Origin of the sequence: Streptomyces sp. B5E4, from assembly GCF_039871555.1 — a bacterium.
Lineage (GTDB): Bacteria > Actinomycetota > Actinomycetes > Streptomycetales > Streptomycetaceae > Streptomyces.
The window spans coordinates 111,064-133,976 of sequence record NZ_JBDPMI010000010.1 but is presented as its reverse complement, the minus strand read 5'-3'; the positions used below and the strand labels follow the sequence as shown (position 1 = coordinate 133,976).

At 75.8% G+C, this 22,913-nt stretch carries 20 protein-coding genes and 1 riboswitch; of the genes, 16 read left to right on the top strand and 4 right to left on the bottom strand.

The annotated features are described in order from the left end of the window. The first annotated feature begins 35 nt into the window (after positions 1–35). The 7 genes from ABGA99_RS16060 (at position 36) to ABGA99_RS16030 (ending at position 8,572) form a co-directional block, all read left to right on the top strand. Positions 36–1,136, top strand: a complete 1,101-nt coding sequence (locus ABGA99_RS16060) for an ADP-ribosylglycohydrolase family protein (RefSeq protein WP_347582863.1) — start codon at positions 36–38, stop codon at positions 1,134–1,136. Continuing rightward, entirely contained in the window at positions 1,133–2,533 is a 1,401-nt protein-coding gene (locus tag ABGA99_RS16055) for an ADP-ribosylglycohydrolase family protein (RefSeq protein ID WP_347579874.1), read from the top strand. Before ABGA99_RS16060 ends, ABGA99_RS16055 begins: the two co-directional genes overlap by 4 nt. Continuing rightward, positions 2,530–3,726 (top strand): ADP-ribosylglycohydrolase family protein, encoded by a 1,197-nt coding sequence (locus ABGA99_RS16050; protein ID WP_347579873.1) that lies wholly within the window; start codon positions 2,530–2,532, stop codon positions 3,724–3,726. Before ABGA99_RS16055 ends, ABGA99_RS16050 begins: the two co-directional genes overlap by 4 nt. After that, positions 3,723–5,222 carry an ADP-ribosylglycohydrolase family protein gene (locus ABGA99_RS16045; RefSeq protein ID WP_347579872.1) on the top strand — a complete coding sequence of 500 codons (1,500 nt, stop codon included), beginning with the start codon at positions 3,723–3,725 and terminating at the stop codon, positions 5,220–5,222. Before ABGA99_RS16050 ends, ABGA99_RS16045 begins: the two co-directional genes overlap by 4 nt. Further along, the gene (locus ABGA99_RS16040) at positions 5,219–6,133 is read left to right on the top strand and encodes a ribokinase (protein WP_347579871.1); all 915 of its coding nucleotides are present in this window, start codon (positions 5,219–5,221) and stop codon (positions 6,131–6,133) included. Before ABGA99_RS16045 ends, ABGA99_RS16040 begins: the two co-directional genes overlap by 4 nt. Before the next feature lie 88 nt (positions 6,134–6,221). Further along, the gene (locus tag ABGA99_RS16035; RefSeq protein ID WP_347579870.1) at positions 6,222–7,460 is read left to right on the top strand and encodes a CoA transferase; all 1,239 of its coding nucleotides are present in this window, start codon (positions 6,222–6,224) and stop codon (positions 7,458–7,460) included. After that, positions 7,457–8,572 carry an aldolase/citrate lyase family protein gene (locus tag ABGA99_RS16030; protein ID WP_347579869.1) on the top strand — a complete coding sequence of 372 codons (1,116 nt, stop codon included), beginning with the start codon at positions 7,457–7,459 and terminating at the stop codon, positions 8,570–8,572. The genes ABGA99_RS16035 and ABGA99_RS16030 overlap by 4 nt, the downstream gene beginning before the upstream one ends. 89 nt (positions 8,573–8,661) lie before the next feature. On the opposite strand, the gene ABGA99_RS16025 is transcribed toward ABGA99_RS16030, so the two are convergent. Then, positions 8,662–10,887: an NADP-dependent isocitrate dehydrogenase gene (locus ABGA99_RS16025; RefSeq protein WP_347579868.1), complete on the bottom strand. Its 2,226-nt coding sequence runs from the start codon at positions 10,885–10,887 to the stop codon at positions 8,662–8,664. Positions 10,888–11,079: 192 nt separating this feature from the next. Here ABGA99_RS16025 and ABGA99_RS16020 point away from each other — a divergent pair, with 192 nt between their 5' ends. Then, complete coding sequence (locus ABGA99_RS16020; RefSeq protein WP_347579867.1) at positions 11,080–11,784, top strand: DUF2993 domain-containing protein; 705 nt, start codon at positions 11,080–11,082, stop codon at positions 11,782–11,784. A 21-nt stretch (positions 11,785–11,805) separates the two neighbouring features. On the opposite strand, the gene ABGA99_RS16015 is transcribed toward ABGA99_RS16020, so the two are convergent. Both ABGA99_RS16015 and ABGA99_RS16010 read right to left on the bottom strand, forming a co-directional pair. Continuing rightward, complete coding sequence (locus ABGA99_RS16015) at positions 11,806–12,183, bottom strand: hypothetical protein (RefSeq protein ID WP_347579866.1); 378 nt, start codon at positions 12,181–12,183, stop codon at positions 11,806–11,808. A 466-nt stretch (positions 12,184–12,649) separates the two neighbouring features. Further along, positions 12,650–12,979: a DUF6479 family protein gene (locus ABGA99_RS16010; RefSeq protein ID WP_347579865.1), complete on the bottom strand. Its 330-nt coding sequence runs from the start codon at positions 12,977–12,979 to the stop codon at positions 12,650–12,652. A gap of 145 nt (positions 12,980–13,124) precedes the next feature. On the opposite strand from ABGA99_RS16010, the gene ABGA99_RS16005 reads away from it, so the two are divergent. From ABGA99_RS16005 to ABGA99_RS15990, 4 genes are all read left to right on the top strand, one after another. Next, on the top strand, positions 13,125–14,564 hold the full coding sequence (locus ABGA99_RS16005) for a GuaB1 family IMP dehydrogenase-related protein (RefSeq protein ID WP_347579864.1): 1,440 nt from the start codon (positions 13,125–13,127) through the stop codon (positions 14,562–14,564). Positions 14,565–14,636: 72 nt separating this feature from the next. After that, positions 14,637–15,092: an Lrp/AsnC family transcriptional regulator gene (locus ABGA99_RS16000; RefSeq protein WP_347579863.1), complete on the top strand. Its 456-nt coding sequence runs from the start codon at positions 14,637–14,639 to the stop codon at positions 15,090–15,092. A gap of 155 nt (positions 15,093–15,247) precedes the next feature. Then, entirely contained in the window at positions 15,248–16,036 is a 789-nt protein-coding gene (locus ABGA99_RS15995; RefSeq protein ID WP_347579862.1) for a carbon-nitrogen hydrolase family protein, read from the top strand. A gap of 114 nt (positions 16,037–16,150) precedes the next feature. Next, positions 16,151–17,869 (top strand): NAD(P)/FAD-dependent oxidoreductase, encoded by a 1,719-nt coding sequence (locus ABGA99_RS15990; RefSeq protein ID WP_347579861.1) that lies wholly within the window; start codon positions 16,151–16,153, stop codon positions 17,867–17,869. 70 nt (positions 17,870–17,939) lie between these two features. Here the strand turns inward: ABGA99_RS15990 and ABGA99_RS15985 are convergent, their stop codons facing one another. Beyond that, entirely contained in the window at positions 17,940–18,644 is a 705-nt protein-coding gene (locus ABGA99_RS15985; protein WP_347579860.1) for a DUF5995 family protein, read from the bottom strand. Between the two features lie 192 nt (positions 18,645–18,836). Then, positions 18,837–18,967, top strand: a riboswitch (FMN riboswitch). A 147-nt stretch (positions 18,968–19,114) separates the two neighbouring features. Between ABGA99_RS15985 and ribD the strand changes: the two genes are divergently transcribed. From ribD to ABGA99_RS15965, 4 genes are read left to right on the top strand one after another with little or no spacing between them, the layout of a single operon-like run. After that, positions 19,115–20,275, top strand: coding sequence for a bifunctional diaminohydroxyphosphoribosylaminopyrimidine deaminase/5-amino-6-(5-phosphoribosylamino)uracil reductase RibD (gene ribD, locus ABGA99_RS15980; protein WP_347579859.1), 1,161 nt, complete (start codon positions 19,115–19,117; stop codon positions 20,273–20,275). Positions 20,276–20,277: 2 nt separating this feature from the next. Continuing rightward, on the top strand, positions 20,278–20,895 hold the full coding sequence (locus tag ABGA99_RS15975) for a riboflavin synthase (protein ID WP_347579858.1): 618 nt from the start codon (positions 20,278–20,280) through the stop codon (positions 20,893–20,895). After that, positions 20,892–21,557, top strand: a complete 666-nt coding sequence (locus tag ABGA99_RS15970) for a nicotinamide mononucleotide transporter family protein (protein ID WP_347579857.1) — start codon at positions 20,892–20,894, stop codon at positions 21,555–21,557. The genes ABGA99_RS15975 and ABGA99_RS15970 overlap by 4 nt, the downstream gene beginning before the upstream one ends. Beyond that, complete coding sequence (locus tag ABGA99_RS15965) at positions 21,554–22,912, top strand: bifunctional 3,4-dihydroxy-2-butanone-4-phosphate synthase/GTP cyclohydrolase II (protein ID WP_347579856.1); 1,359 nt, start codon at positions 21,554–21,556, stop codon at positions 22,910–22,912. The genes ABGA99_RS15970 and ABGA99_RS15965 overlap by 4 nt, the downstream gene beginning before the upstream one ends. Position 22,913 lies beyond the last annotated feature (1 nt).

Genomic DNA, 22,913 nt, shown 5'->3' with positions numbered 1-22,913 from the left:
GGAAAGAGCACGAACAGCACCATGAGCAGCCCACGATGAGCGCAGCAGCCGGCCCCGAACCGTCCGTCCTTCCACCCCCCGCCCGCTCCGCCCCCGTCCGCCTGCGCACCGTCGCCCGGGGCGCCGGGCAGGCCGCCCCGACCGCCCGTGACCGGGCCCGCGGCGCCCTGCTCGGCCTCGCGGTCGGCGACGCCCTCGGCGCGCCCGTCGAGAACATGAAGCCCTCGCAGATCCGCGAGCGCTGGGGCCGCATCGAGGACTTCGTGGCCGCCGCCCCGGCGGGCACCGACGACACCGAGTACGCCATCTTCTCCGGGCTGCTGCTCGCCGAGCACGGCGCCCGCCTCAGCCTCGCGCACGTGGAGTCCGCCTGGCACGAGCGCATCGCGGACCTCGACGAGGGCCCGTTCCGCGGCGCCGGGTTCAGCGAGCGCGGCACCCTGGAGAACCTGCGCCGCGGGCTGGCCGCGCCGATCACCGCGCAGCACCGGCACGCCTGGAGCGACGGGCTCGCCATGCGCGCCGCGCCGTTCGGCGTCTTCGCAGCGGGCCGCCCGGCGGAGGCGGCGCGGCTCGTCGCCATCGACGGCACCGTCAGCCACGAGGGCGAGGGCATCTACGGCGGCCAGGCCGTCGCCGCCGGGGTGGCCGCCGCGATGGCGGGCGACTCCCCGGACGTCGTCGTGCAGGCGGCCCTGTCCGTCATCCCCGAGGACTCCTGGACCTCGCGTTCCCTGCAGCGCGCGGTCTCCGCGGGACGCCGTGCCCGCCGCGCCCCCGGAGCCACGCCGCTGAGTGTCGAACGCGCCGTCCGCTCCTCGGTCGTCATCGGCGGCTACCCCTGGTCGGACCTGGCCCCGGAGGCCGTCGGGCTCGCGCTCGGCGCCTTCGCCGCCGCCCGCGGCGACTTCGCGGACTCCGTCCTCACCGCCGTCAACATGGGCCGCGACGCCGACACCACGGCCGCCGTCGCCGGCGCCCTGGCGGGCGCGCTGCGCGGCGAGTCCGCCATTCCCGCCGGCTGGGCCGCCGCCATCAAGCCCGTACGCGGCACGTGCCTGCCGTCCATGGCAGGCCACCACGTGCTCGACATCGCGGACCGGCTCGCCCCCGCGGACGAGGAGGCCGCCTCATGAGCGCACCGCTGCCCAGAGCCCGCCGCGCCCCCGAGACCGGGGCGGCGCGCGACGCGTCGGACGCGCCGGACGCTGCCGCCGGGGGCGCGGCCCGTACGGGCGCAGCCGTGGATGCACCCGCGAGCCCCGCCGGGGGTGCACAGGGTTCCGCCGTCGCCGTGCCGCGCGCCGAGCGGCCCGCCGCGGAACCGGGTGGGCCCGCCGCCGGACGGCCCGCCGCCGCCGGCTTCGCCGAGGCGGGCGGCGACCTGCGGCGTGTGGAGGGGCTGCTGCTGGGCATCGCCGCCGGCGACGCCGCGGGCTGGCCCGCCGGCCGGCACCGCGCCGCGCGGATGCCCGAGTGGACCCGCCGGCTCACCCGCGAGCTGGACACCTTCGCCGAGCAGAACGCCACCACCACCCTCCCGGTGCCCATCGCGCTCAACCAGCCGCCCGAGCCGCTGCGCCTGGGCCCGTCCGACGACGCGGAGTGGGCCGCCTTCACCGCGTACGCCGTGCTCTCCGCCGGCAGCGGGCTGCACACCGACCTCACCTCCGACCGGCGCGTCCGCTCCGCGCTCACCCTCGCCTGGAGCGCGCTGGCCGACGAGGTCGCCGTCGCCGCCGAGCGCGCGGACGAGATCGAGTCGGCGGAGATCCCGCTGCGCGCCCGGATCTCCGTACGGGCCGGGCTCGGCAACCTCGCCGCCGGCCTGCGCCCGCCCGCCACCGGCCACGACAACCCGCACTACTTCGACGACGCCGCGTGCGTACGGGCCGCCGTGCTCGCCGCCGTCCACCCCGGCGACCCGGAACGGGCCGCCGACCTCGCCGAGTTCGACGCCCGCTACACCCAGGACGGCGACGGCGTGCACGGCGCCCGCGCCACCGCCGCCGCGATCGCCGCGGCGCTCGGCGGCCGGCCCGTCGACGCCTGTGTGGACGCCGCGCTCACCCAGCTCCCGCAGGGCACCGAGATCCTGCGCAACGCCGAACGCGCCGTGCAGCTCGGCCGCACCGCCGTCGCCACCCGCCCCGGACTGCCGGGCAACGCCTTCGCGCTCGTGCCCGTGCTGGAGCACGAGATCGTCGACCACGTCTACAGCTACGGCATCGCCGCCGCCGAGACCGTGCCCGTCGCGCTCGCCGTCGCCACCGCCGCGGCCGGCGCCATCTCCGAGGCCGTACCCGCCGCCGCATGCCTGTCGCGCGTCGCCGACTCCGCGCCGGCCCTGGCCGGCGCGCTCACCGGGGCGCTCGGCGGCGCCGCCGGGCTCCCCGCCACCTGGCGGGACGCCTGCCGGATCCTCTCCGGCTGCGCCCTGCCCCAGCTCGCCGGCGCCGACCTCGTCGACCTCGCCCGGCAACTGGCCGACAAGCAGTTCAGCACTCCCGCGGAAGGACCCCTCGCCTCATGACCCCCACGAACGCTTCCGCCACGCCCCAGGACCCCGCCGCCCCCGCAGGCCCCGGCCTCGCCGACCGCACCGCGGGATGCCTCGTCGGCGCCGCCGTCGGCGACGCCCTCGGCGGGCCCGTCGAGGGCTGGACCCCCGAGGCCATCGCCGCACGCTACGGCGGCCGGGTGCGCGGCATCGTCGAGCCGTTCCACCGCGACGAGTGGCGGACCGCCCGGCCCATCGCCCCGTACCACAAGGGCGACGGGCACGTCACCGACGACACCCTCATGACCCACGCCCTCATCCGGGTCTACGACAAGGTCCGCGACCACCTCGACGCCTACGCCGTCGCCGCCCACCTCGTGCCCGACCTCATGGGCACCCCGCGCTGGATCCCCGAGCTGGAGGCCGAGGCGCTGCCGCTGCAGCGGATCTTCCTCGCGGAGAAGTGGATCGTCGCGCGGCTGCACTACGGCCACGTCGACCCGCGCGAGGCGGGCGTCGGCAACATCGTCAACTGCGGCGCCGCGATGTACATGGCGCCCGTCGGCGCCGTCAACGCCGGCAACCCCGCGGCGGCCTACGCCGAGGCGCTGGACGTCGCCGGCGCGCACCAGTCGTCGTACGGGCGCGAGGCCGCAGGCGTCTTCGCCGCCGCGGTCGCGGCGGCCTTCGCGCCGGGCGCCACGCCGGAGTCCGTGGTCGACGACGCGCTCGCGCTGGCCAAGGACGGCACCCGCGCGGCCATCGAGGCCGTCTGCGAAGCGGCTGCCGGCTGCAAGGACTTCGAAGAGGCGCTGGCGCCGCTGCGCGCGGCGGTCGAGCCGTACGACACGGTCGGCCCCGAGTACCGCAACCCCTCGCTCGGCGCCCGGCGGCCCTCACGGCTGCACTCCATAGAGGAGCTGCCGGTGGCCCTGGGCATGCTGCTCGTCGGCCGCGGCGACTACCGGCACACGGTCCTCGGCGCGGTCAACTACGGCCGTGACTGCGACTCGATCGCCACCATGAGCGGCGCCATCGTCGGCGCGCTGGGTGGCGCCGCGGCGGTGCCGGGGGAGTGGGCCGAGGAGGTCGCGCGGGCCAGCCGGCTGGACCTGCTCGCCCCCGCCGCCACCCTCACGGAGGTCGCGCGCGAGGTGTTCGTACGGGACGTGGCGCGCCGCCGCGCCCACGAGGCCGCCTTCGGCGCGCTGGCGGAGGCGTCGTGACGGCGCCCGCAGACGTGCACGGGCCGCCGCTCCGGCTGACCTGGGTGCAGCCGGAAGACCTCGTCGGCCACGAGCTGCGGCAGGCGGCGGAGGACGGCCGCGCCGCGGGGCCGCTGCTCCGCCGCTGGCTCTCCTCGGGCGGCCACCAGGCGCCGGACCGCGCGGGCGCCTCGCCGGGGCCGGCGAAGCCGCGGCTGCGGGCACTGGCGCTGGAGCTGCTGGACGAACTGGCCGCGCTGGAGACCCCGCTGGCGGCGATCGAGCCGACCGACCTGGACGAGATCCGGGCGGCCTGCCCGCGCTGGCCCGCGGCCGTGCCCCGGCCGTCCGCGGACGGCGTGTACGGGGACCGGCTGCGCACCCGGCTGCACGCCGCGTGGCTCGGGCGCGCCGCCGGGTGCGTCCTGGGCAAGCCGGTCGAGAAGCTGACCCTGGAGGGCATCCGGGCCATCGCCCGCTCCACCGGCAACTGGCCCGTGCACACCTGGTTCACGGCCGCCGGGCTCGACCCCGCCGTCGCCGCCGCCCACCCCTGGAACCGCCGCAGCGCCGCGACCTCCCTGGCCGAGACCCTCGACGGCGCACCCGAGGACGACGACCTCAACTACCCGCTCCTCGCCCTGCTTCTCCTCGACCGCCACGGCCACGGCTTCACCACCGCGGACGTCGGGCAGCTCTGGCTCGACGAACTGCCCGCTGGCCGTACGTTCACCGCCGAGCGGGTCGCGTACCGCAACCTCCTCGACGGGGTGGAACCCCCGCACACCGGCGCGTACCGCAATCCGTTCCGCGAGTGGATCGGTGCGCAGATCCGTGCCGACGTGCACGGCTGGACCCACCCCGGCGACCCGGCCGGCGCCGCCGCCGCCGCGCACCGCGACGCCGTGCTCACCCACACCGGCAACGGCGTCTACGGCGCCATGTTCGCCGCCGCCGCCCTCGCGGCCGCGGCCGGCGGCAGCCCCGACGTGGACGAGGTGCTGCGCGCCGGCCTGGCCGTCGTGCCGCCGCGCTCCCGGCTGGCCCGCGCCGTACGGCACGGCATCGAGTTGGCCCGCAGCGAACCCACCGGTACCCCGGAGGGCTTCGCGGCCGTCGTCGACGACCTGCACGCCGCGCACGAGGGGCGGCACTGGGTGCACGTCGTCCCCAACGCCGCGCTGCTCGCCGCCGCGCTCACCCACGCGGGCGGCGACTTCACCGGATCCGTCTGCCGCGTCGTCTCGGGCGGCTGGGACACGGACTCCAACGGCGCCACCGCCGGGTCCGTCGCCGGGCTGCTGGCCGGATCGCCGGAGGCGCTGCCCGAGCGGTGGACGGCGCCGCTGCGCAACCGGCTGGCGACCACCGTCGGCGGCATGGACGGCATCGGCTTCGACGAACTCGCCGCCCGCACCGCCGCCCACGCCCTGCCCCCACCTTCTCCGGCCGGCACCCCCGCGGACGCCGGTACCGGGCCCGTACCACCGCACGAACCCCGGAGGCCCACCCCATGACGAGCACCCCGCAAGCGACGATCGCCGTGTTCGGCAGCGTCAACATGGACCTCGTGGCGTACGCCGCCACCGCCCCGCTGCGCGGCGAGACCGTCTCCGGCCGGGAGTTCCGCACCGTACCCGGCGGCAAGGGCGCCAACCAGGCCGTCGCCGCCGCCCGCGCGGGCGGGGCGGTGACGATGATCGGCGCGGTCGGCGCCGACGCCTTCGGCGGCGAACTGCGCGCCGCACTCGACGGCGCGGGCGTGGACACAGCGGGGCTGCGCACCGCCCCGGGCGCCAGCGGCACCGCGCACATCGTCGTCGACGACGACGGCGGCAACTCCATCGTCGTCGTCCCCGGCGCCAATGGCACCGTCACCGGACTCGCCCCCGGCGACGACGAGCGCATCGCCGCCGCCGGGACGCTCCTGCTGCAACTGGAGCTGCCGATGGACGGCGTCATGGCCGCCGCCGAGGCGGCCCGGGGGCACGGCGTACGCACCGTGCTCACCCCCGCACCCGCCCAGCCGCTGCCCGACCGGCTGCTCGCCGCCACCGATCTGCTCGTCCCCAACGAGCACGAGGCCGCTGCGCTCACCGGCAGATCCGACCCGCACCTGGCCGCCGCGGCGCTGCTGGAGCGGGTGCCGGAGGTCGTCGTCACCCTCGGCGGCGCGGGCAGCCTGTACGCGGCGCGCGACCGGGAGCCGGTCGTCGTGCCGGCGCTCGCGGTCCGGGCCGTCGATACCACGGCCGCCGGCGACACCTTCGTCGGCGCGGTGTGCGTGGCGTACGCCGAGGGCCGGCCGATGCCGGCGGCGCTGGCGTGGGCGGCGGCCGCCGCCGCGCTGGCCGTCCAGCGGCCGGGCGCGTCGTCGTCCATGCCGGCGCGCGCGGAGATCGACCGGCTGGCGGCCGAGGGCCCGTGACCCGCGTACCGCCGCACGACCCCGCGGGGCCACGGGCGTACCGCCCGCGCACGGCACCGCAACGCACCACCGAGGAAGGCGCGACACCATGACCGACACCCCCGCCTCCGCCGCTTCCGACGCCTCCGCCTCCCCGCCGCCGCAGCCCCCGCTCGCCGGGCTGCGGGTCCTGGACCTCGCGACGCTCTTCGCCGGGCCGCTGGCCGCGACCATGCTCGGCGACTTCGGCGCCGAGGTGGTCAAGGTCGAGCATCCCGCCAGGCCCGACCCCTCGCGCGGCCACGGCCCCGCGAAGGACGGCGTCGGCCTGTGGTGGAAGCTGCTCGGCCGCAACAAGATGAACGTCACCCTCGACCTGTCCACGCCCGGCGGGCGCGAGGTGCTGCTGCGGCTGGCCGCCGAATCCGACGTGATCGTCGAGAACTTCCGCCCCGGCACGCTGGAGAAGTGGGGCCTCGGCTGGGCGGAGCTGTCCGCCGCCAACCCCCGGCTCGTGCTCGCCCGGGTCACCGGCTTCGGGCAGTTCGGCCCGTACGCCCGCCGTCCCGGGTTCGGCACCCTCGCCGAGGCGATGAGCGGCTTCGCCGCGGTCACCGGCGAGCCGGACGGGCCACCGACGCTGCCGCCGTTCGGCCTCGCGGACTCCGTCGCCGCGCTCTCCACCGCGTACGCCGTGATGACCGCGCTCGCCGGACGGGAGCGCACCGGGCGCGGTCAGGTGGTCGACATGGCCATCATCGAGCCGATGCTGACCGTGCTCGGCCCGCAGCCCCTCTGGTACGACCAGCTCGGCTACGTCCAGCCGCGTACCGGCAACCGCTCCACCAACAACGCGCCGCGCAACACCTACCGCACCGCCGACGGCCGCTGGCTCGCCGTCTCCACCTCCGCTCAGTCCGTCGCGGAGCGGGTGATGCGGCTCGTGGGGCGGCCCGAGCTGATCGGCGAGCAGTGGTTCGGCAGCGGCGCGGGCCGGGCGGCGCACGCCGACGAACTGGACGAGGCGGTCGGCGGGTGGATCGCGCGGCACGATGCGGCCACGGTCGTCGCGGCCTTCGAGAAGGCCCAGGCGGCGGTGGCGCCGGTGTACGACATACGGGACGTGATGGCGGACGAGCAGTACCGGGCGCTGGGCTCGATCACCGAGGTCGAGGACGAGGAACTGGGCACGGTGAAGATGCAGAACGTGCTCTTCCGGCTCTCCGAGACCCCGGGCGCGATCCGCTGGGCGGGCCGGCCGCACGGCGCGGACACCGACGCGGTGCTGGCCCGGCTGGGGCTGACCGGCGAGGAGATAGCCGGGCTGCGGGCCGAGGGGGCGGTGTGACCGCGCCGCGCGCGTCCGCGGTCGCGCCGGACCCGGCGGGCGCCGCCGTGGCCGGAGGCACCGAGGACACGTATCTCACCTGGCTGTACGTGCCCGGGGACCGGCCCGCGGTGGTGGCCAAGGCGCTGCGCAGCGGCGCGGACGTGGTGCTGGTCGACCTGGAGGACGCGGTGGCGCCCGAGCGCAAGGCGTACGCGCTGGCGGCCACCGCGGAGCTGCTGGGCGAACCGCGCCCCGGCGCGGTGCCGGTGCACGTCCGCGTCAACGCGCTCGCGGGCCCGCTGGCGGACGGCGAACTGCGCACGCTGGCCCCGCTCCCCGGCCTGGCCGGACTCAGGCTGCCGAAGACCGGCGGCCGGGACGAGGTCCTGCGCGTGGCAACGGCCGTCCTGGCCGCCCGCGCGGGCGCCCCCGTGCCCACCGGCCGTACGCGCCACCGCACACCCGCCCCCGGCTCCACCGCGCCCGGCGACCGGCCCGGCCCCGCGGACCCGGACGGCGGACCCGGCACGGCGGGCCCCGATCCCGGCTCCGCCCCCGGGGCCGGCCCGCGGCCCGGCCCGGCGGGCGCGGGCGGCATCCCCGCGCCGCCCCTCGGCCACCCCGCCACCGGCGGGGTCCCGCCCCTCTACCCGCTCCTCGAATCCGCCCTCGGCATCGAGCGCGCCTACGAGATCGCCGGCGCGCACCCCGCCGTACGCGGCATCGCCCTCGGCGAGGCCGACCTGCGGGCCGAGCTGGGCGTCGCCGACGACGCGGGACTGGCCTGGCCGCGCAGCCGCGCCGTCGTCGCCGCCCGCGCCGCGGGGCTCGCCCCGCCGGCGCAGTCGGTCTACCCGGACGTCGCCGACCTCGACGGGCTCGCCCGCTCCTGCGCCGCCGGCCGGGCCCTGGGCTTCCTGGGCCGTACGGCGATACACCCCCGCCAGCTGCCCGTGATCGAGCGCGCCTTCCTGCCCACCGTGCGGGAGGTCGAACGGGCCGAGGAGATCGTCGCCGCCGCGGCCACGGACGCCGGCGCCCTGGCGCTGCCGGACGGCCGCTTCGTCGATGCCGCCGTGGTGGCCGGGGCCCGTCGCACCCTGCGCCTGGCCCGGCGACTCACCGCCTGACGCACCACCGCCCCGGCCGGGACTCCGGCCGGGGCGGCGGCTGCGGTACGGGCGCGGCGCCCCCGGGCGGAGGGGGCGAGCGCGAGCCCTCAGCCCAGCGTCGACAGCGCCTCGTTGAGCGTCTGCGACGGACGCATGACCGCCGCGGCCTTCTCCGGGTCCGGCTGGTAGTAGCCGCCGATGTCGGCCGGCTTGCCCTGCACCGCCAGCAGCTCCCCGACGATCTTCTCCTCCTGCTCCGCCAGCGTCGCCGCCAGCGGCGCGAACGCCTCCGCGAGCTTCGCGTCGGCGGTCTGGCCGGCCAGCTCCTGCGCCCAGTACAGCGCCAGGTAGAAGTGGCTGCCGCGGTTGTCGATGCCGCCGACACGGCGGGTGGGCGACTTGTTCTCGTTGAGGAACGTCGCCGTCGCCCGGTCCAGGGTGTCGGCGAGGACCTGGGCGCGGGCGTTGTCCGTCGTCTGCGCCAGGTGCTCGAAGGACACGGCCAGCGCCAGGAACTCGCCGAGGCTGTCCCAGCGCAGGTAGTCCTCCTTGACGAGCTGCTGTACGTGCTTGGGCGCGGAGCCGCCGGCGCCGGTCTCGAACAGGCCGCCGCCGTTCATCAGCGGGACGACGGAGAGCATCTTGGCGCTGGTGCCCAGTTCCAGGATGGGGAAGAGGTCGGTGAGGTAGTCGCGCAGCACGTTGCCGGTGACCGAGATGGTGTTCTCGCCGCGGCGGATCCGCTCCAGCGACAGCGCCATCGCGTCGGCGGGGGCGAGGATCCGGATGTCCAGGCCCTCGGTGTCGTGCTCCGGCAGGTACTCCCGCACCTTGGCGATCAGCCGGGCGTCGTGCGCCCGGTTCTCGTCGAGCCAGAAGACGGCCGGGTCGCCGGTGGCGCGGGCGCGGGTGACGGCGAGCTTCACCCAGTCGCGGATCGGCGCGTCCTTGGTCTGGCACATGCGGAAGATGTCGCCCTCGGCGACCGGCTGCTCCAGCAGCGCGGCGCCGGACCCGTCGACGACGCGGACGGTGCCGGCCGCGGCGGCCTCGAAGGTCTTGTCGTGGCTGCCGTACTCCTCCGCCTTCTGCGCCATCAGGCCGACGTTGGGCACCGAGCCCATCGTCGCCGGGTCGAAGGCGCCGTGGGCGCGGCAGTCGTCGATGACGACCTGGTAGATGCCCGCGTAGCTGCTGTCCGGGATGACGGCGAGGGTGTCTGCCTCGGCGCCGTCCGGGCCCCACATGTGGCCGGAGGTACGGATCATCGCGGGCATCGAGGCGTCCACGATCACGTCGCTGGGGACGTGCAGGTTGGTGATGCCGCGGTCGGAGTCGACCATCGCCAGCGCCGGGCCTTCGGCCAGCTCGTCGTCGAACGACGCCTTGATCTCGGCACCCTCGGGCAGCGCGTCGAGGCCGGCGAGGATGCCGCCGAGCCCGTCGTTGGGGGTCAGGCCCGCGGCGGCCAGCGTCGCGCCGTACTGCGCGAACGTCCGGGGGAAGAAGGCCCGTACCGCGTGGCCGAAGACGATCGGGTCGGAGACCTTCATCATCGTGGCCTTCAGGTGCAGCGAGAACAGCACGTCCTCGGTCTTCGCGCGGGCGACCTGCTCGCCGAGGAACGCGCGCAGCGCCTCGACGTGCATCACGGAGGCGTCGACCACCTCGCCGGCGAGCACCGGCACCGCCTCGCGCAGCACCTCGGTGGTGCCGTCCGCGCGGGCCAGCTCGATGCGCAGGCTGTCGTCGCGCTCGACGACCGCGGACTTCTCGGTGGAGCGGAAGTCGTCGGCGATCATGTGCGCGACGTGGGTCCTGGACTCCGGGGTCCAGGCGCCCATGCGGTGCGGGTGGTTGCGGGCGTAGTTCTTCACCGAGGCGGGGGCGCGGCGGTCGGAGTTGCCCTCGCGCAGCACCGGGTTGACGGCGCTGCCCTTGACCTTGTCGTAGCGGGCGCGGATGTCGCGCTCCTCGTCGGTCTTGGGCTCGTCCGGGTAGTCCGGCAGGTCGTAGCCGTGCGCGCGCAGCTCCGCGATGGCGGCCTTGAGCTGCGGGATGGACGCCGAGATGTTCGGCAGCTTGATGATGTTGGCCTGCGGCGTCTGCGCCAGCGCGCCCAGCTCGGCGAGCGCGTCGGCCACCTGCCGGTCGGCCGGCAGCCGCTCCGGGAAGTGGGCGAGGATCCGCCCGGACAGGGAGATGTCGCGGGTCTCCACCTCGACCCCGGCGGTCGCGGCGTACGCCTGGACCACCGGCAGGAACGAGTACGTGGCCAGGGCCGGGGCCTCGTCGGTGTGGGTGTAGATGATCGTCGATGCTGATTCGGTCACCGGGTGCTCCAGTCCGCGTCGCTGCTCTGCCGGATTGCTTGATATCAAGATATCCCCTGTGTCCCGGGCGCCGGACAGCGCCCTCTGGCCGCGGGGCGGCCGGAGACGCGTCACACCCGGCCGGTGGCGCTGAAGGGGCACGTCGGTGACGGGATAGGCTCCGGAAACCGACACTCCGGGGGGACCTGTCTCATGCGTGGACTGCGAATCGTGTTCGTGCTGTGCCTCGTGCTCGGCGTGCTCTTCGTCGCCGCCGACCGGCTGACCGTCTACATAGCCGAGGGGAAGGTCGCGGAGAAGATCCAGGCCCGACAGGGCCTGGAGGGCAGCACCGACGTGTCCATCAACGGCTTCCCGTTCCTCACCCAGATCTACGGCAAGCACCTCGACGACGTCGACGTCACCATGACCGGCATCCGCGCGGACGCGGCCGCCGCCGGCACCGGGGAGCGGCTGATGATCTCCGAGTTCAGCGTGAACCTGGACGGCGTCGAGCTGGACGGCGACTACGGCGGTGCGACCGCGGAGAGCGCCGAGGGCTCCGCCGTCATCGCGTACGAGGCGCTGTCGGTCGTGGCCGGGCGGAAGGGCGTCACCTTCGCCTACGGCGGCGACGGCAAGGTGAAGGTCACCGCGAGCGCCGAGGCGCTGAACGCGCCGGAGCCGGCCGAGGTGCTGTCGACGGTCGGCACCGAGGGCGGCGACACCATCCGGCTGGAGGCGGAGGAGATCCCCGCCTCCGGTGTGCCCGGCGCCGAGGAGGCGGTGCGCGAGGCCGTCGACCTCGACCGGCGGGTCGGCGGGCTGCCGGACGGCGTACGGCTCGACATGGTCACCGCGACCGAGGACGGCATGGTGATCGACGTGAGGGGCGAGGGGATCCGGGTCGCGGGCTGACCCGGGGCCGCGCCCGCGGCTTCAGGCGAGGTTCACCAGGAAGTCGTGGCACGCCTGTTCGCAGCGGCGGCACGCCGCCGCCCGCTCCGCCGCCCCCGGCGCTTCGGCGGCCAGCCGCTCGTAGTCCTCGGCACACGCCGCGCATGTCGCGGCGCACAGCTCGACCTGCGCCCGCAGCCCCGGCGCGTCGTAGCGGCCGTGCTGCGAGAGCATCCGGGCGGTCTGCTCGCACACGTCCGCGCACCGCAGGTCCAGCCGCTGCACCGCGCCCGGCTCCGCCGCCCCTGCGGGCTGCAGGCACGCCGTCGCACACTCGGCGCACGCCTGCGCGCAGACGAAACCGTCCTCGATGTAGCGGACGAGGGCCTCACGATCGAGTTCGTCGGCCGAAACGGCCACCTGGATCGCCTCCTTCACCGTGACCTGCCGCCCCTCTGCTCTCAGCCCACGGGGCCCGGCTGCGGGTTCGGCTCCGGCACCGGGTCGGGGCCGGGCGGCCGGGGGATCGGATCCGGCTCGGGCGGCGGCTGCGGTACGGGTCGGGGCCCGGGGCCCGGTCCGGGCCCGGGGCGCGGGTCCGGGCCAGGACCGGGCGGTGCCGGGGGCGTCGGCGGCGGCATCGGCGGTACGGGGTCGGGCTCCCGGTCCGCCGCCGGGACCGGGCGGGTCCCGGCGTTCGCTGCCGGCACCCGGCTCGGCTGCGTCGACATGTCGTCCTCCCGTGACGGGGCTTGCGCGTGTTTCCGTAGCGGTCAAGGGGGCGGGTGCCCCGCCGCACCCCGCTTCACGCCCCCGCGCGGGAAGATCCGCCCGATTGCCATCGTCCGGGACCGGGCGCGGTGCCGGCGGGCGGAGTGCCCCCGCCTCAGCGGCGGTGCTGCCGGTGCCTGGCGGGCCGGGTGCCGGAGTTGCCGTGGCCCCGGAGCCGGTGCGGGGTCAGCCGGCGCCCGTCCCGGGGCAGCTCCGCGGGTTCGCGCTCCTCCGTGACCCGGCCGACCGGGCCGGACGCCGGCGGCCGCGGCTGCTCCTCGGGGCGCGGCGGGGCGGGCTCACGGGACCGTATCCGGATGCCGAGCCACACCGCGCCGATCAGCACGGCGACCACGACGAGGCCGAGGAGGAAGGGGAGCAGGCCGGCGGTGACCGCGGTGTCGGCGGCTGTGCCGGAAGCGCGTGTGTGCGCGTCGGTATGCATGGGTCCGGGGTACCCGCGGACGACTCTTCTGCACCTGCGGCTTAGGGCCGCACCGCCGCGTTCGTGTGATCGCACGGCTCACCGCCGCAGGCCCGGACGATCCGTCCGGGGGGCGATACCGCGGCCACGTGGGACACTCAAGTACGTGCGTTTCCTGAATGACTCTCCCGCCCCGTACGACCTGACGTACGACGACGTGTTCATGGTCCCCCGCCGCTCCGGTGTGGGCTCCCGCCAGGCCGTGGACCTGTCCTCCGCCGACGGCACCGGCACCACCATCCCGCTCGTGGTCGCCAACATGACGGCCATCGCCGGCCGCCGGATGGCCGAGACCGTGGCCCGCCGCGGCGGGCTCGTGGTCATCCCGCAGGACATCCCCCTCGACGTCGTCACGGAGGTCGTCTCCTGGGTCAAGCAGCGTGACCTGGTGCTCGACACCCCCATCGTGCTCGGCCCCCACTCCACCGTCGCCGACGCGCTGGCCCTGCTGCCCAAGCGGGCGCACGGCGCCGCCGTCGTCGTCGAGGACGGCCGCCCGGTGGGCGTCGTCACCGAGGCCGACCTGAACGGCGTGGACCGCTTCACCCAGCTCTCCGAGGTCATGTCCCGCGACCTGCTGACCCTCGACGCGGACATCGACCCGCGCGAGGCGTTCAACCGGCTGGACGCCGCCCACCGCAGGCTCGCCCCCGCCGTCGGCCCCGACGGGCGGCTCGTCGGCCTGCTCACCCGCAAGGGCGCCCTGCGGGCCACCCTCTACACCCCCGCCACCGACGCCCGCGGCAGGCTGCGCATCGCCGCCGCCGCCGGCATCAACGGCGACGTCGCGGGCCGCGCCGAGCAGCTCCTCGACGCGGGCATCGACACCCTCGTCGTGGACACCGCGCACGGCCACCAGGAGCAGATGATCCACGCGCTGCGCGCCGTCCGTGCCCTGAGCCCCGAGGTGCCGGTGGTGGCGGGCAACATCGTCGCCGCCGAGGGCGTACGCGACCTCGTCGAGGCGGGCGCCGACATCGTCAAGGTCGGCGTCGGGCCCGGCGCGATGTGCACCACCCGCATGATGACCGGCGTCGGCCGCCCGCAGTTCTCCGCCGTGCTGGAGTGCGCCGCCGAGGCGCGCCGGCTCGGCAAGCACGTGTGGGCCGACGGCGGCGTGCGGCACCCCCGCGACGTCGCCATGGCGCTGGCCGCGGGCGCCTCCAACGTCATGATCGGCTCCTGGTTCGCCGGCACCTACGAGTCCCCGGGCGACCTGCAGCAGACCGCGGACGGGCGGCTGTACAAGGAGAGCTTCGGGATGGCCTCGGCACGCGCCGTACGCGGCCGCACGGTCGAGGAGTCCGCGTACGACCGCGCCCGCAAGGGGCTCTTCGAGGAGGGCATCTCCACCTCGCGGATGTTCCTGGACCCGGCGCGGCCGGGCGTCGAGGACGTCATCGACGCCGTCGTCGCGGGCGTGCGCAGCGCGTGCACCTACGCCGGGGCGGCGACGCTGGAGGAGTTCCACGAGCGGGCCGTGGTCGGCGTGCAGAGCGCCGCGGGGTACGCCGAGGGCCAGCCGCTGCACGCGAGCTGGCAGTAGGGCCCGGCACGAGCAAGGGCACCGCGCCGGCCGCCGGGGGAGCCGCCCGGCCGGCCGTGGTGTACTGCGGACATGCGACTCGACGAGCTGGACGAGCGGATCGTGCGCGCCCTCGCCGAGGACGCCCGCCGCACCTACGCCGACATCGGCGCCGAGGTCGGCCTGTCCGCGCCCGCGGTCAAGCGGCGCGTGGACAGGCTGCGCGCCGCGGGTGCCATCACCGGCTTCACCGTACGGGTCGACCCCGCCGCACTCGGCTGGGCCACCGAGGGCTACGTCGAGCTGTACTGCCGCTCCAACACCGGCCCCGGCGACATCCGCCGCGCGATGTCGCGCTACGCCGAGGTGGCCGCCGCCTCCACGGTCACCGGCGACGCCGACGCCATCGTGCAGATCTTCGCCACCGACATGCGCCACTTCGAGGACGTGCTGGAACGGATCGCCGGCGAGCCCTTCGTCGAGCGCACCAGATCGGTCCTCGTCCTCTCCCCGCTCGTCCGCCGCTACGCCCCCGATCCACCGCTGTGAGCCGCGCCCTCCACCACGCAACGGATCACCGCACAAGCGCGCCGACACGCAACGAATCGCCTGGTCGGACGCAATCGACGGGCCTTGTTCCGGGCCTCGCGCAGGACGTACCGTCGGGGGAAACGGACCCAACCCACTCCCCTGCGAGGTTATCCATGGCGCCGCTGCGCATCGCCCTGCTCCAGGGGCCGGCCGGGGTGCCCCCGAGCAGACGGGAGGGCCTCGCCGCGCTGGAGGAAGCCGCCAGGACCGCCGCCGCCGGGGGCGCCCGGCTGCTCGTCGCCTCCGAGCTGTTCCTCAGCGGGTACGCCACCGACCCCGCGGGCCGCGCAGAGCCGGCCGACGGGCCCGGTGCCCGCGCCGTCGCCGGCATCGCCGCCGACCACGGCCTGTCCATCGCCTACGGCTACCCGGAGCGGGACGGCGACGACGTGTACAACGCCGTGCAGCTCGTCAGCCCGTACGGCTATCCGCTGGCCAACTACCGCAAGACGCACCTCTTCGGCGACTTCGAGCGCAAGTTCTTCACCCCCGGCGACACCCCCGTGGTGCAGGCCGACGTCGACGGCATCCGCGTCGGCATCCTGGTCTGCTACGACGTGGAGTTCCCCGAGCCGGTGCGGGCGCACGCCCTGGCCGGCACGGAGCTGCTGCTCGTGCCCACCGCGCTGATGCGCCCGTACGAGTTCGTGGCCCGCACCCTGGTCCCCGCGCGCGCCTACGAGAGCCAGCTCTACGTCGCGTACGTCAACCGCGTCGGCGCCGAGGGCGAGTACCACTTCGCCGGGCTGAGCGGCCTGGCCGCACCCGACGGCACGGTCCGCGCCCGTGCCGGGCACGACGGCGAAAACCTCGTGCTCGCCGACGTCGACCCGGCCCGGATCGCCGCCGCCCGCCGGGACAACACCTATCTCGCGGACCTGAGGCCCGAGTTGTACGCCTGACGCCCCCGCCGAGGTCCCCGCACCCGTAGCCGCAGCACCCGCAGACCCGTACCCCCGCACGCCCCGGCGGCGGCCGCGCGCCGCCCTGCCCGCACGCCCGAGGAGCCCCACCCGATGACGTCCACCGTGCCCACCGCCGTCCACCCCGCGGGGGAGGAGACCGACCGGCGGCCGATCACGATGTTCGGCCCCGACTTCCCCTTCGCGTACGACGACTACCTCGGCCACCCCGCCGGGCTCGGCCAGATACCGGCGACGGAGCACGGCACCGAGGTCGCCGTGATCGGCGGCGGGCTCTCCGGTCTCGTCGCCGCGTACGAGCTGATGAAGATGGGCCTGAAGCCGGTGGTCTACGAGGCGGACCGGATCGGCGGCCGGCTGCGTACCGAGACGTTCCCCGGCTGCGACCCCGCGCTGACCGCCGAGATGGGCGCGATGCGCTTCCCGCCGTCGTCCACGGCGCTGCGGCACTACATCGACCTCGCGGGCCTGACGACCCGCCCGTTCCCCAACCCGCTGGCGCCCGGCACCCCTTCGACCGTGGTCGACCTCAAGGGCGAGTCGCACTACGCCCGCACCGTCGACGACCTGCCGCAGGTCTTCCGCGACGTCGCCGCCGCCTGGGCCGACTGCCTGGAGGAGGGCGCGGACTTCAGCGCCATGAACCGCGCCATCCGAGAGCGCGACGTCCCGCGCATCCGCGAGCTGTGGGCCGCCCTGGTCGAACGGCTCGACAACCAGACGTTCTACGGCTTCCTGTGCGACTCCGCGGCCTTCCGCTCCTTCCGGCACCGGGAGATCTTCGGCCAGGTCGGCTTCGGCACCGGCGGCTGGGACACCGACTTCCCCAACTCGATCCTGGAGATCCTGCGCGTCGTCTACACCGAGGCCGACGACGACCACCACGGCATCGTCGGCGGCAGCCGGCAGCTCCCGCTGCGGCTGTGGGACCGCGCACCGGGCAAGCTCGTGCACTGGGCGCAGGGCACCTCGCTCGCCGCCCTGCACCCCGGCGGCGACCCCCGCCCGGCGGTCACCCGGCTCGCGCGCGCCGACGGCGAGCGGATCACCGTCACGGACGCCTTTGGCGACGTACGCACCTACCGGGCCGCTGTCTTCACCGCCCAGTCGTGGATGCTGCTGTCGAAGATCGACTGCGCCGACGAGCTGCTGCCCATCGACCACTGGACCGCCGTCGAACGCACCCACTACATGGCCTCGTCCAAGCTCTTCGTGCCCGTGGACCGGCCGTTCTGGCTGGACCGGGCCGTCGACGACCAGGGGCGGCCGACCGGGCGCGACGTGATGTCCATGACGCTCACCGACCGCATGACGCGCGGCACCTACCTCCTCGACGACGGCCCGGACCGGCCGGCGGCGATCTGCCTGTCGTACACCTGGTGCGACGACAGCCTGAAGTGGCTGCCGCTGCCGGCCGAGGAGCGGATGGAGGTCATGCTGAAGTCGCTCGGCGAGATCTACCCGGGCGTCGACATCAGGAAGCACGTCATCGGCCCGCCGGTGACGGTCTCCTGGGAGGACGAGCCGTACTTCATGGGCGCCTTCAAGGCCAACCTGCCCGGCCACTACCGCTATCAGCGGCGGCTGTTCACCCACTTCATGCAGGAGGCGCTGCCGGCGGGCAAGCGCGGGCTCTTCCTGGCCGGCGACGACATCTCATGGACGGCGGGCTGGGCCGAGGGCGCGGTGCAGACCGCGCTCAACGCGGTGTGGGGCGTGATGCGGCACTTCGGCGGCGCCACCGACCCGGCCAACCCCGGTCCCGGCGACGTCTTCGACGCCATCGCCCCGGTGGAACTGCCGGAGGACTGACGCGGCCGGCGACGGGCACCCGGTCCGTACGGCAGGGGCGCAACACCACGCTACGGGCCGGCCGCCCGGCTCAGTCGCCGGACCGGCAGCCCAGCGGCACCAGCAGACAGCGCGAGACCAGCCCCACCGACTGATCCAGCCGCTCGCCGAACTCCTCGATCACCTCCGGCAGTCCGCGCAGCCGCCACAGCACCCGGGCCGCCGCCCACGCCGCGTCCCTGGCCCGCTCCAGGCTCCACGCCCCCGCGAGGTGGGTGAGCGGATCCGCCACGTCCAGCAGGTCGGGCCCCGGCATGAGCTGCTCGCGGATCCGTTCCTCCAGCCGTACCAGCAGCTCGCCCACCCGCTCGTAGTCGCCCTCGACGTCCTCCGGTTCGCGCCCCAGCGCCCGGCAGCTGGCGACGACGGCGAGCGGGAGGTCGTAGCCGATGTGGGCGTTGATGCCGGCGAGCGCGAACTGCAGGGTGTGGACGCCGCGATGGCGGCGGGCCTCGAACAGCGGGCGCCAGCACGCCGGCGGCCGGCGGCCCGCCGCGGCGTCGTCCACCGCGTCCAGGAACCGGCCGGCGAAGTCCGCGGCGAGTCCGGCGGCCGCGGTCCGGTCGGCGAAGCCGCCGGCCGCCAGGTGCAGCCGTACCTCGTCGGTCACCGCGAGATAGACCGAGGCGAAGACCGCCACCCCGTCGTGCCGTGGCAGCTCGCACGTCAGCGCGCGCATCCGTTCCGCGGCGGCGCCGAGGGCGCATGAGGCCGCCGTGTCCTGCACAGACGTCATGGCGGTCACCCTGGCAGCCGGGGGACCGCGCGGCCATCACCCGGCCGGGCGGGGCCCCGCGCACCCCTCGTACGAGTGGTGCCCGCCGCCCCGCCGGGACCGCCCCGGCCCGCGCGGAGGTGATCCAGCCCACAGGATCCGGCGGGTTGACCGCTGCCGGGGCGTGGCAGACTGAAGGCGTACCAGTGACGTACGCGCACTCCGGGGTCGGTGAAAATCCGAACCGGCGGTTAAAGTCCGCGACCCGGCCGCTGCCAGCGGCCGGTTGACCAGGTGAAATTCCTGGACCGACGGTGAAAGTCCGGATGGGAGGCAGTGCGCGGCGGGATGCCACAGGTGCGCCGCCGGCGGCGGCCCGCCCCTTTCCGGGCGGTCCACCCGTTTCCCGGCGGGCGCTCCGGTGATCGCGTTCCGTGACTGTCGTGAAGACAGGCCCCGGAGTCCGTGCCCGACGAGGCAGGAGGACCCGGGTGGCCACCCCAGCCGAAGCGCAGGCCATGCGCCGCGCCATCGCGCTCGCCTCCCGGGCGCTCGGCGACACCAGCCCCAACCCCGTCGTCGGCTGCGTGATCCTCGACGCCGCCGGACACCCGGCGGGAGAGGGCCACCACGCCCGCGCCGGCGGCCCGCACGCCGAGGTCGCCGCGCTGGCCGACGCGGGGGAGCGGGCCCGCGGCGGCACCGCCGTCGTCACCCTCGAACCCTGCAGCCACACCGGCCGCACCGGCCCCTGCGTCCGCGCGCTGGCCGCCGCCGGTATCGCCCGCGTCGTCTACGCCGTCGCCGACCCCACCCCCGCGGCCGGTGGCGGAGCCGCCGCGCTCGCCGCCGCCGGCATCGAGGCCGAGGGCGGCCTGCTCGCCGACGAGGCCGCCGCCGGGAACGAGCCGTGGCTGACCTCCGTGCTCCGCGGCCGCCCCTACGTGCTGTGGAAGTACGCCGCCACCCTCGACGGCCGCAGCGCCGCCGCCGACGGCACCAGCCGCTGGATCACCTCGCCGGCCGCCCGCGCCGACGTCCACCGGCTGCGCGCCGAGGCCGACGCCGTCGTCGTCGGCTCCGGCACCCTGCGCGCCGACGACCCGCAGCTCGCCGTCCGCGGCCCCCGCGCCGAGGCCGGCGTCACCCAGCCGCTGCGCGTCGTCGCCGACACCGAGGGCACCGCGCTCACCCCCGGCGCCCGGATCCTCGACGGCGCCGCCCCCACCCTCGTCGCGGTGGCCGCCGACGCCGCCGCCGGCGGACTCACCGCCGTCCTCGACGCCGCCGCGGCCCGCGCCGGCCGCCGCGCCGACGTCGTGCGCCTGCCGCGCGCCGCCGGCGGCCGCGGGCTCGACGTCGCCGCGCTGCTCGCCGCGCTGTACGGGCGGGACGTGCGCTCCGTACTGCTGGAGGGCGGCCCGGCCCTGGCCGGGGCGTTCCTCGCCGCCGGCGTCGTCGACCGGGTCGTCTGCTACCTCGCCCCCGTCCTGCTGGGCGCCGGGCCGGCCGCGCTCGCCGACGCCGGAATCGGGACGATCGGCGAGGCGTTGCGCCTCGATGTGACCGCCGTCGATCACCTCGGCCCCGACCTGCGGCTGACCGCCGTGCCGGGTCCCGCGCCCGAGCCGCCCGCCACCAAGGAGAGCTGACGTTGTTCACCGGAATCGTTGAAGAGCTCGGCGAGGTCGTCGCCGTCGAAGAGCTGCCCGACGCCGCCCGCTTCCGGGTCCGCGGCCCCGTCGTCACCGAGGGCGCCCGGCACGGCGACTCCATCGCCGTCAACGGCGTGTGCCTGACCGTCGTCGACCACGAGGGCGCGGAGTTCACCGCCGACGTGATGGCCGAGACGCTGGACCGCTCCAGCCTCGGCGGCCTCGGCCCCGGCGACCGGGTCAACCTGGAGCGCCCCACCGCCGTCGGCGGGCGCCTCGGCGGCCACCTGGTGCAGGGCCACGTGGACGGCACCGGCGAGATCTCGGCCCGTAAGGCCTCCGACAACTGGGAGGTCGTCACCGTCTCGCTGCCGGCCGACCTCGCCCGCTACGTCGTGGAGAAGGGCTCCATCACCGTCGACGGCGTCAGCCTCACCGTCGTGACCGCCGGCTCCGACTTCTTCACGATCAGCCTCATCCCCACGACGCTCGCGCTGACCACCCTCGGCCTCAAACAGCCGGGGGACACGGTCAACCTGGAGGTCGACGTCGTCGCCAAGTACGTCGAGCGGCTGCTCGCCCCGCACGCCGCCCGCGCGGGCGGAGCACGGGAGTGAGCGCCCTGGACTCGCTGAACGGCGTGGCCTTCTCGGTCTTCGGCGAGGACCTCAAGTGGGCCGACATGACCGGCAACGTGCTGGGCCTGGGGGCCCTCGCCCTCGGCTGGCGCCGCTCCGTGGCGGTCTGGCCGGCCCAGTTGCTCTCCGGCGCGGTGCTCGTCGTCGCATACGCCTCCGCCGGCCTCACCGGCGGCGTCGGCAAGCAACTGCTGGTCGTCGGCGTCTCGTTGTGGGGCTGGGCGCAGTGGACGCGCGGCCGGCGCGAAAGCGGCGCGATCCGGGTGCGGTTCGCCACTTGGACCGAGCGCGCCTGGCTCGTCGCCGCCACCGCGGCCGGCACCACCGCCGTCGCCCTGCTCTTCCTCGCCGTCCCGTCGCTGTCCTGGAACCCCTGGCCGGACGCCTACCTGTTCACCGGCTCCGTCGCCGCCATGGTCGCCATGGCCCGCGGCTGGGTCGAGTTCTGGTTCGCCTGGCTCGCGGTCGACGCGGTCGGCGTGCCCCTCGCGTACTCCAGCGACCTGAAGTTCTCCGCCCTCGTGTACGTCGTCTACGGCGTCGTCGTCCTCCTCGGCCTGCGCGCCTGGTGGACCGCGAGCCGCCGCACCGTCCCGCCCGCCACCGGGCGGCCGGAGGCACTGGAAGGAGCCGCCGCATGACCGCCCTTACGACCTGGCAGCCCGCCGAGGACGTGGAGGATCTCCGCCTCGACCCCGTCGAGCGCGCGATAGAGGAGATCGCCGCCGGCCGGCCCGTGGTCGTCGTGGACGACGAGGACCGCGAGAACGAGGGCGACCTCGTCGTCGCCGCCGAGCTGATCACGCCCGCCACCGTGGCGTTCATGATGCGCGAGTGCAGCGGCATGATCTGCATGCCGATGACGGGTGAGGCGCTGGACCGGCTCGGCATCCCGCAGATGGTCCAGCGGAACACCGAGTCGATGCGCACCGCCTTCACCGTCACCGTGGACGCCTCCGCCGCCCACGGCGTCAGCACCGGCATCTCCGCCTCGGACCGGGCGACCACGATCCGGCTGCTCACCGATCCCGCTGCCGTCGCCACGGACTTCGTCCGCCCCGGGCACATCTTCCCGCTGCGCGCCCGCGAGGGCGGCGTGCTCGTCCGCGACGGGCACACCGAGGCGGGCGTGGACCTGGCCCGGCTCGCCGGGCTGCGGCCGGCCGCGGCGATCGTGGAGATCGCCGGCGAGGACGGCGAGATGCTGCGGCTGCCGCAGCTCGTGCCGTTCGCCCGCAGGCACGGCTTCGCGATCATCTCCATCGCCGACCTCATCGCGTACCGCCGCGCCACCGAGCCCGCCCCGGCCGGCGCCGAGGTCCCCGCGGGCCCGGCCCCCGCCACGTCCGCGGACGTCCCCGCCGTACGCCGCGAGGCCGAGACCCGGCTGCCCACCGCGTACGGCGACTTCACCGCGTACGGCTACCGCTCGGCGGCCGACGGCGTCGAGCACATCGCCCTGGTCATGGGCGACGTCAGCGGGGACGACCCCGACGAGGGGGTGCTCGTACGCCTCCACTCCGAGTGCCTGACCGGCGACGTCTTCGGCTCCCAGCGCTGCGACTGCGGCCCGCAGCTCCACGCCTCGCTGCGCCGCGTGGCCGCCGAGGGCCGCGGCGTCGTGATCTACCTGCGCGGCCACGAGGGCCGCGGCATCGGCCTGCTGTCCAAGCTGCGCGCGTACGAGCTGCAGGAGCGCGGCCGCGACACCCTCGACGCCAACCTGGAGCTGGGCCTGCCCGCCGACGCCCGCGACTACGCCGCCGGCGCCCGTATGCTCGCCGACCTCGGCGTCACCTCGGTGCGGCTGATGACCAACAACCCGGAGAAGGTCGACGCCCTGCTCCGGCACGGCCTGGCCGTCACCGGGCGCGAGCCCACTCCCGTCGAGGCCGGCGAGCACAACCTGCGCTACCTGCGCACCAAGCGCGACCGCATGGGCCACCAGCTCCCGTGGCTGGACGGCGCGCCCGTCGCGGTGTGCAGCAACCAGTGAC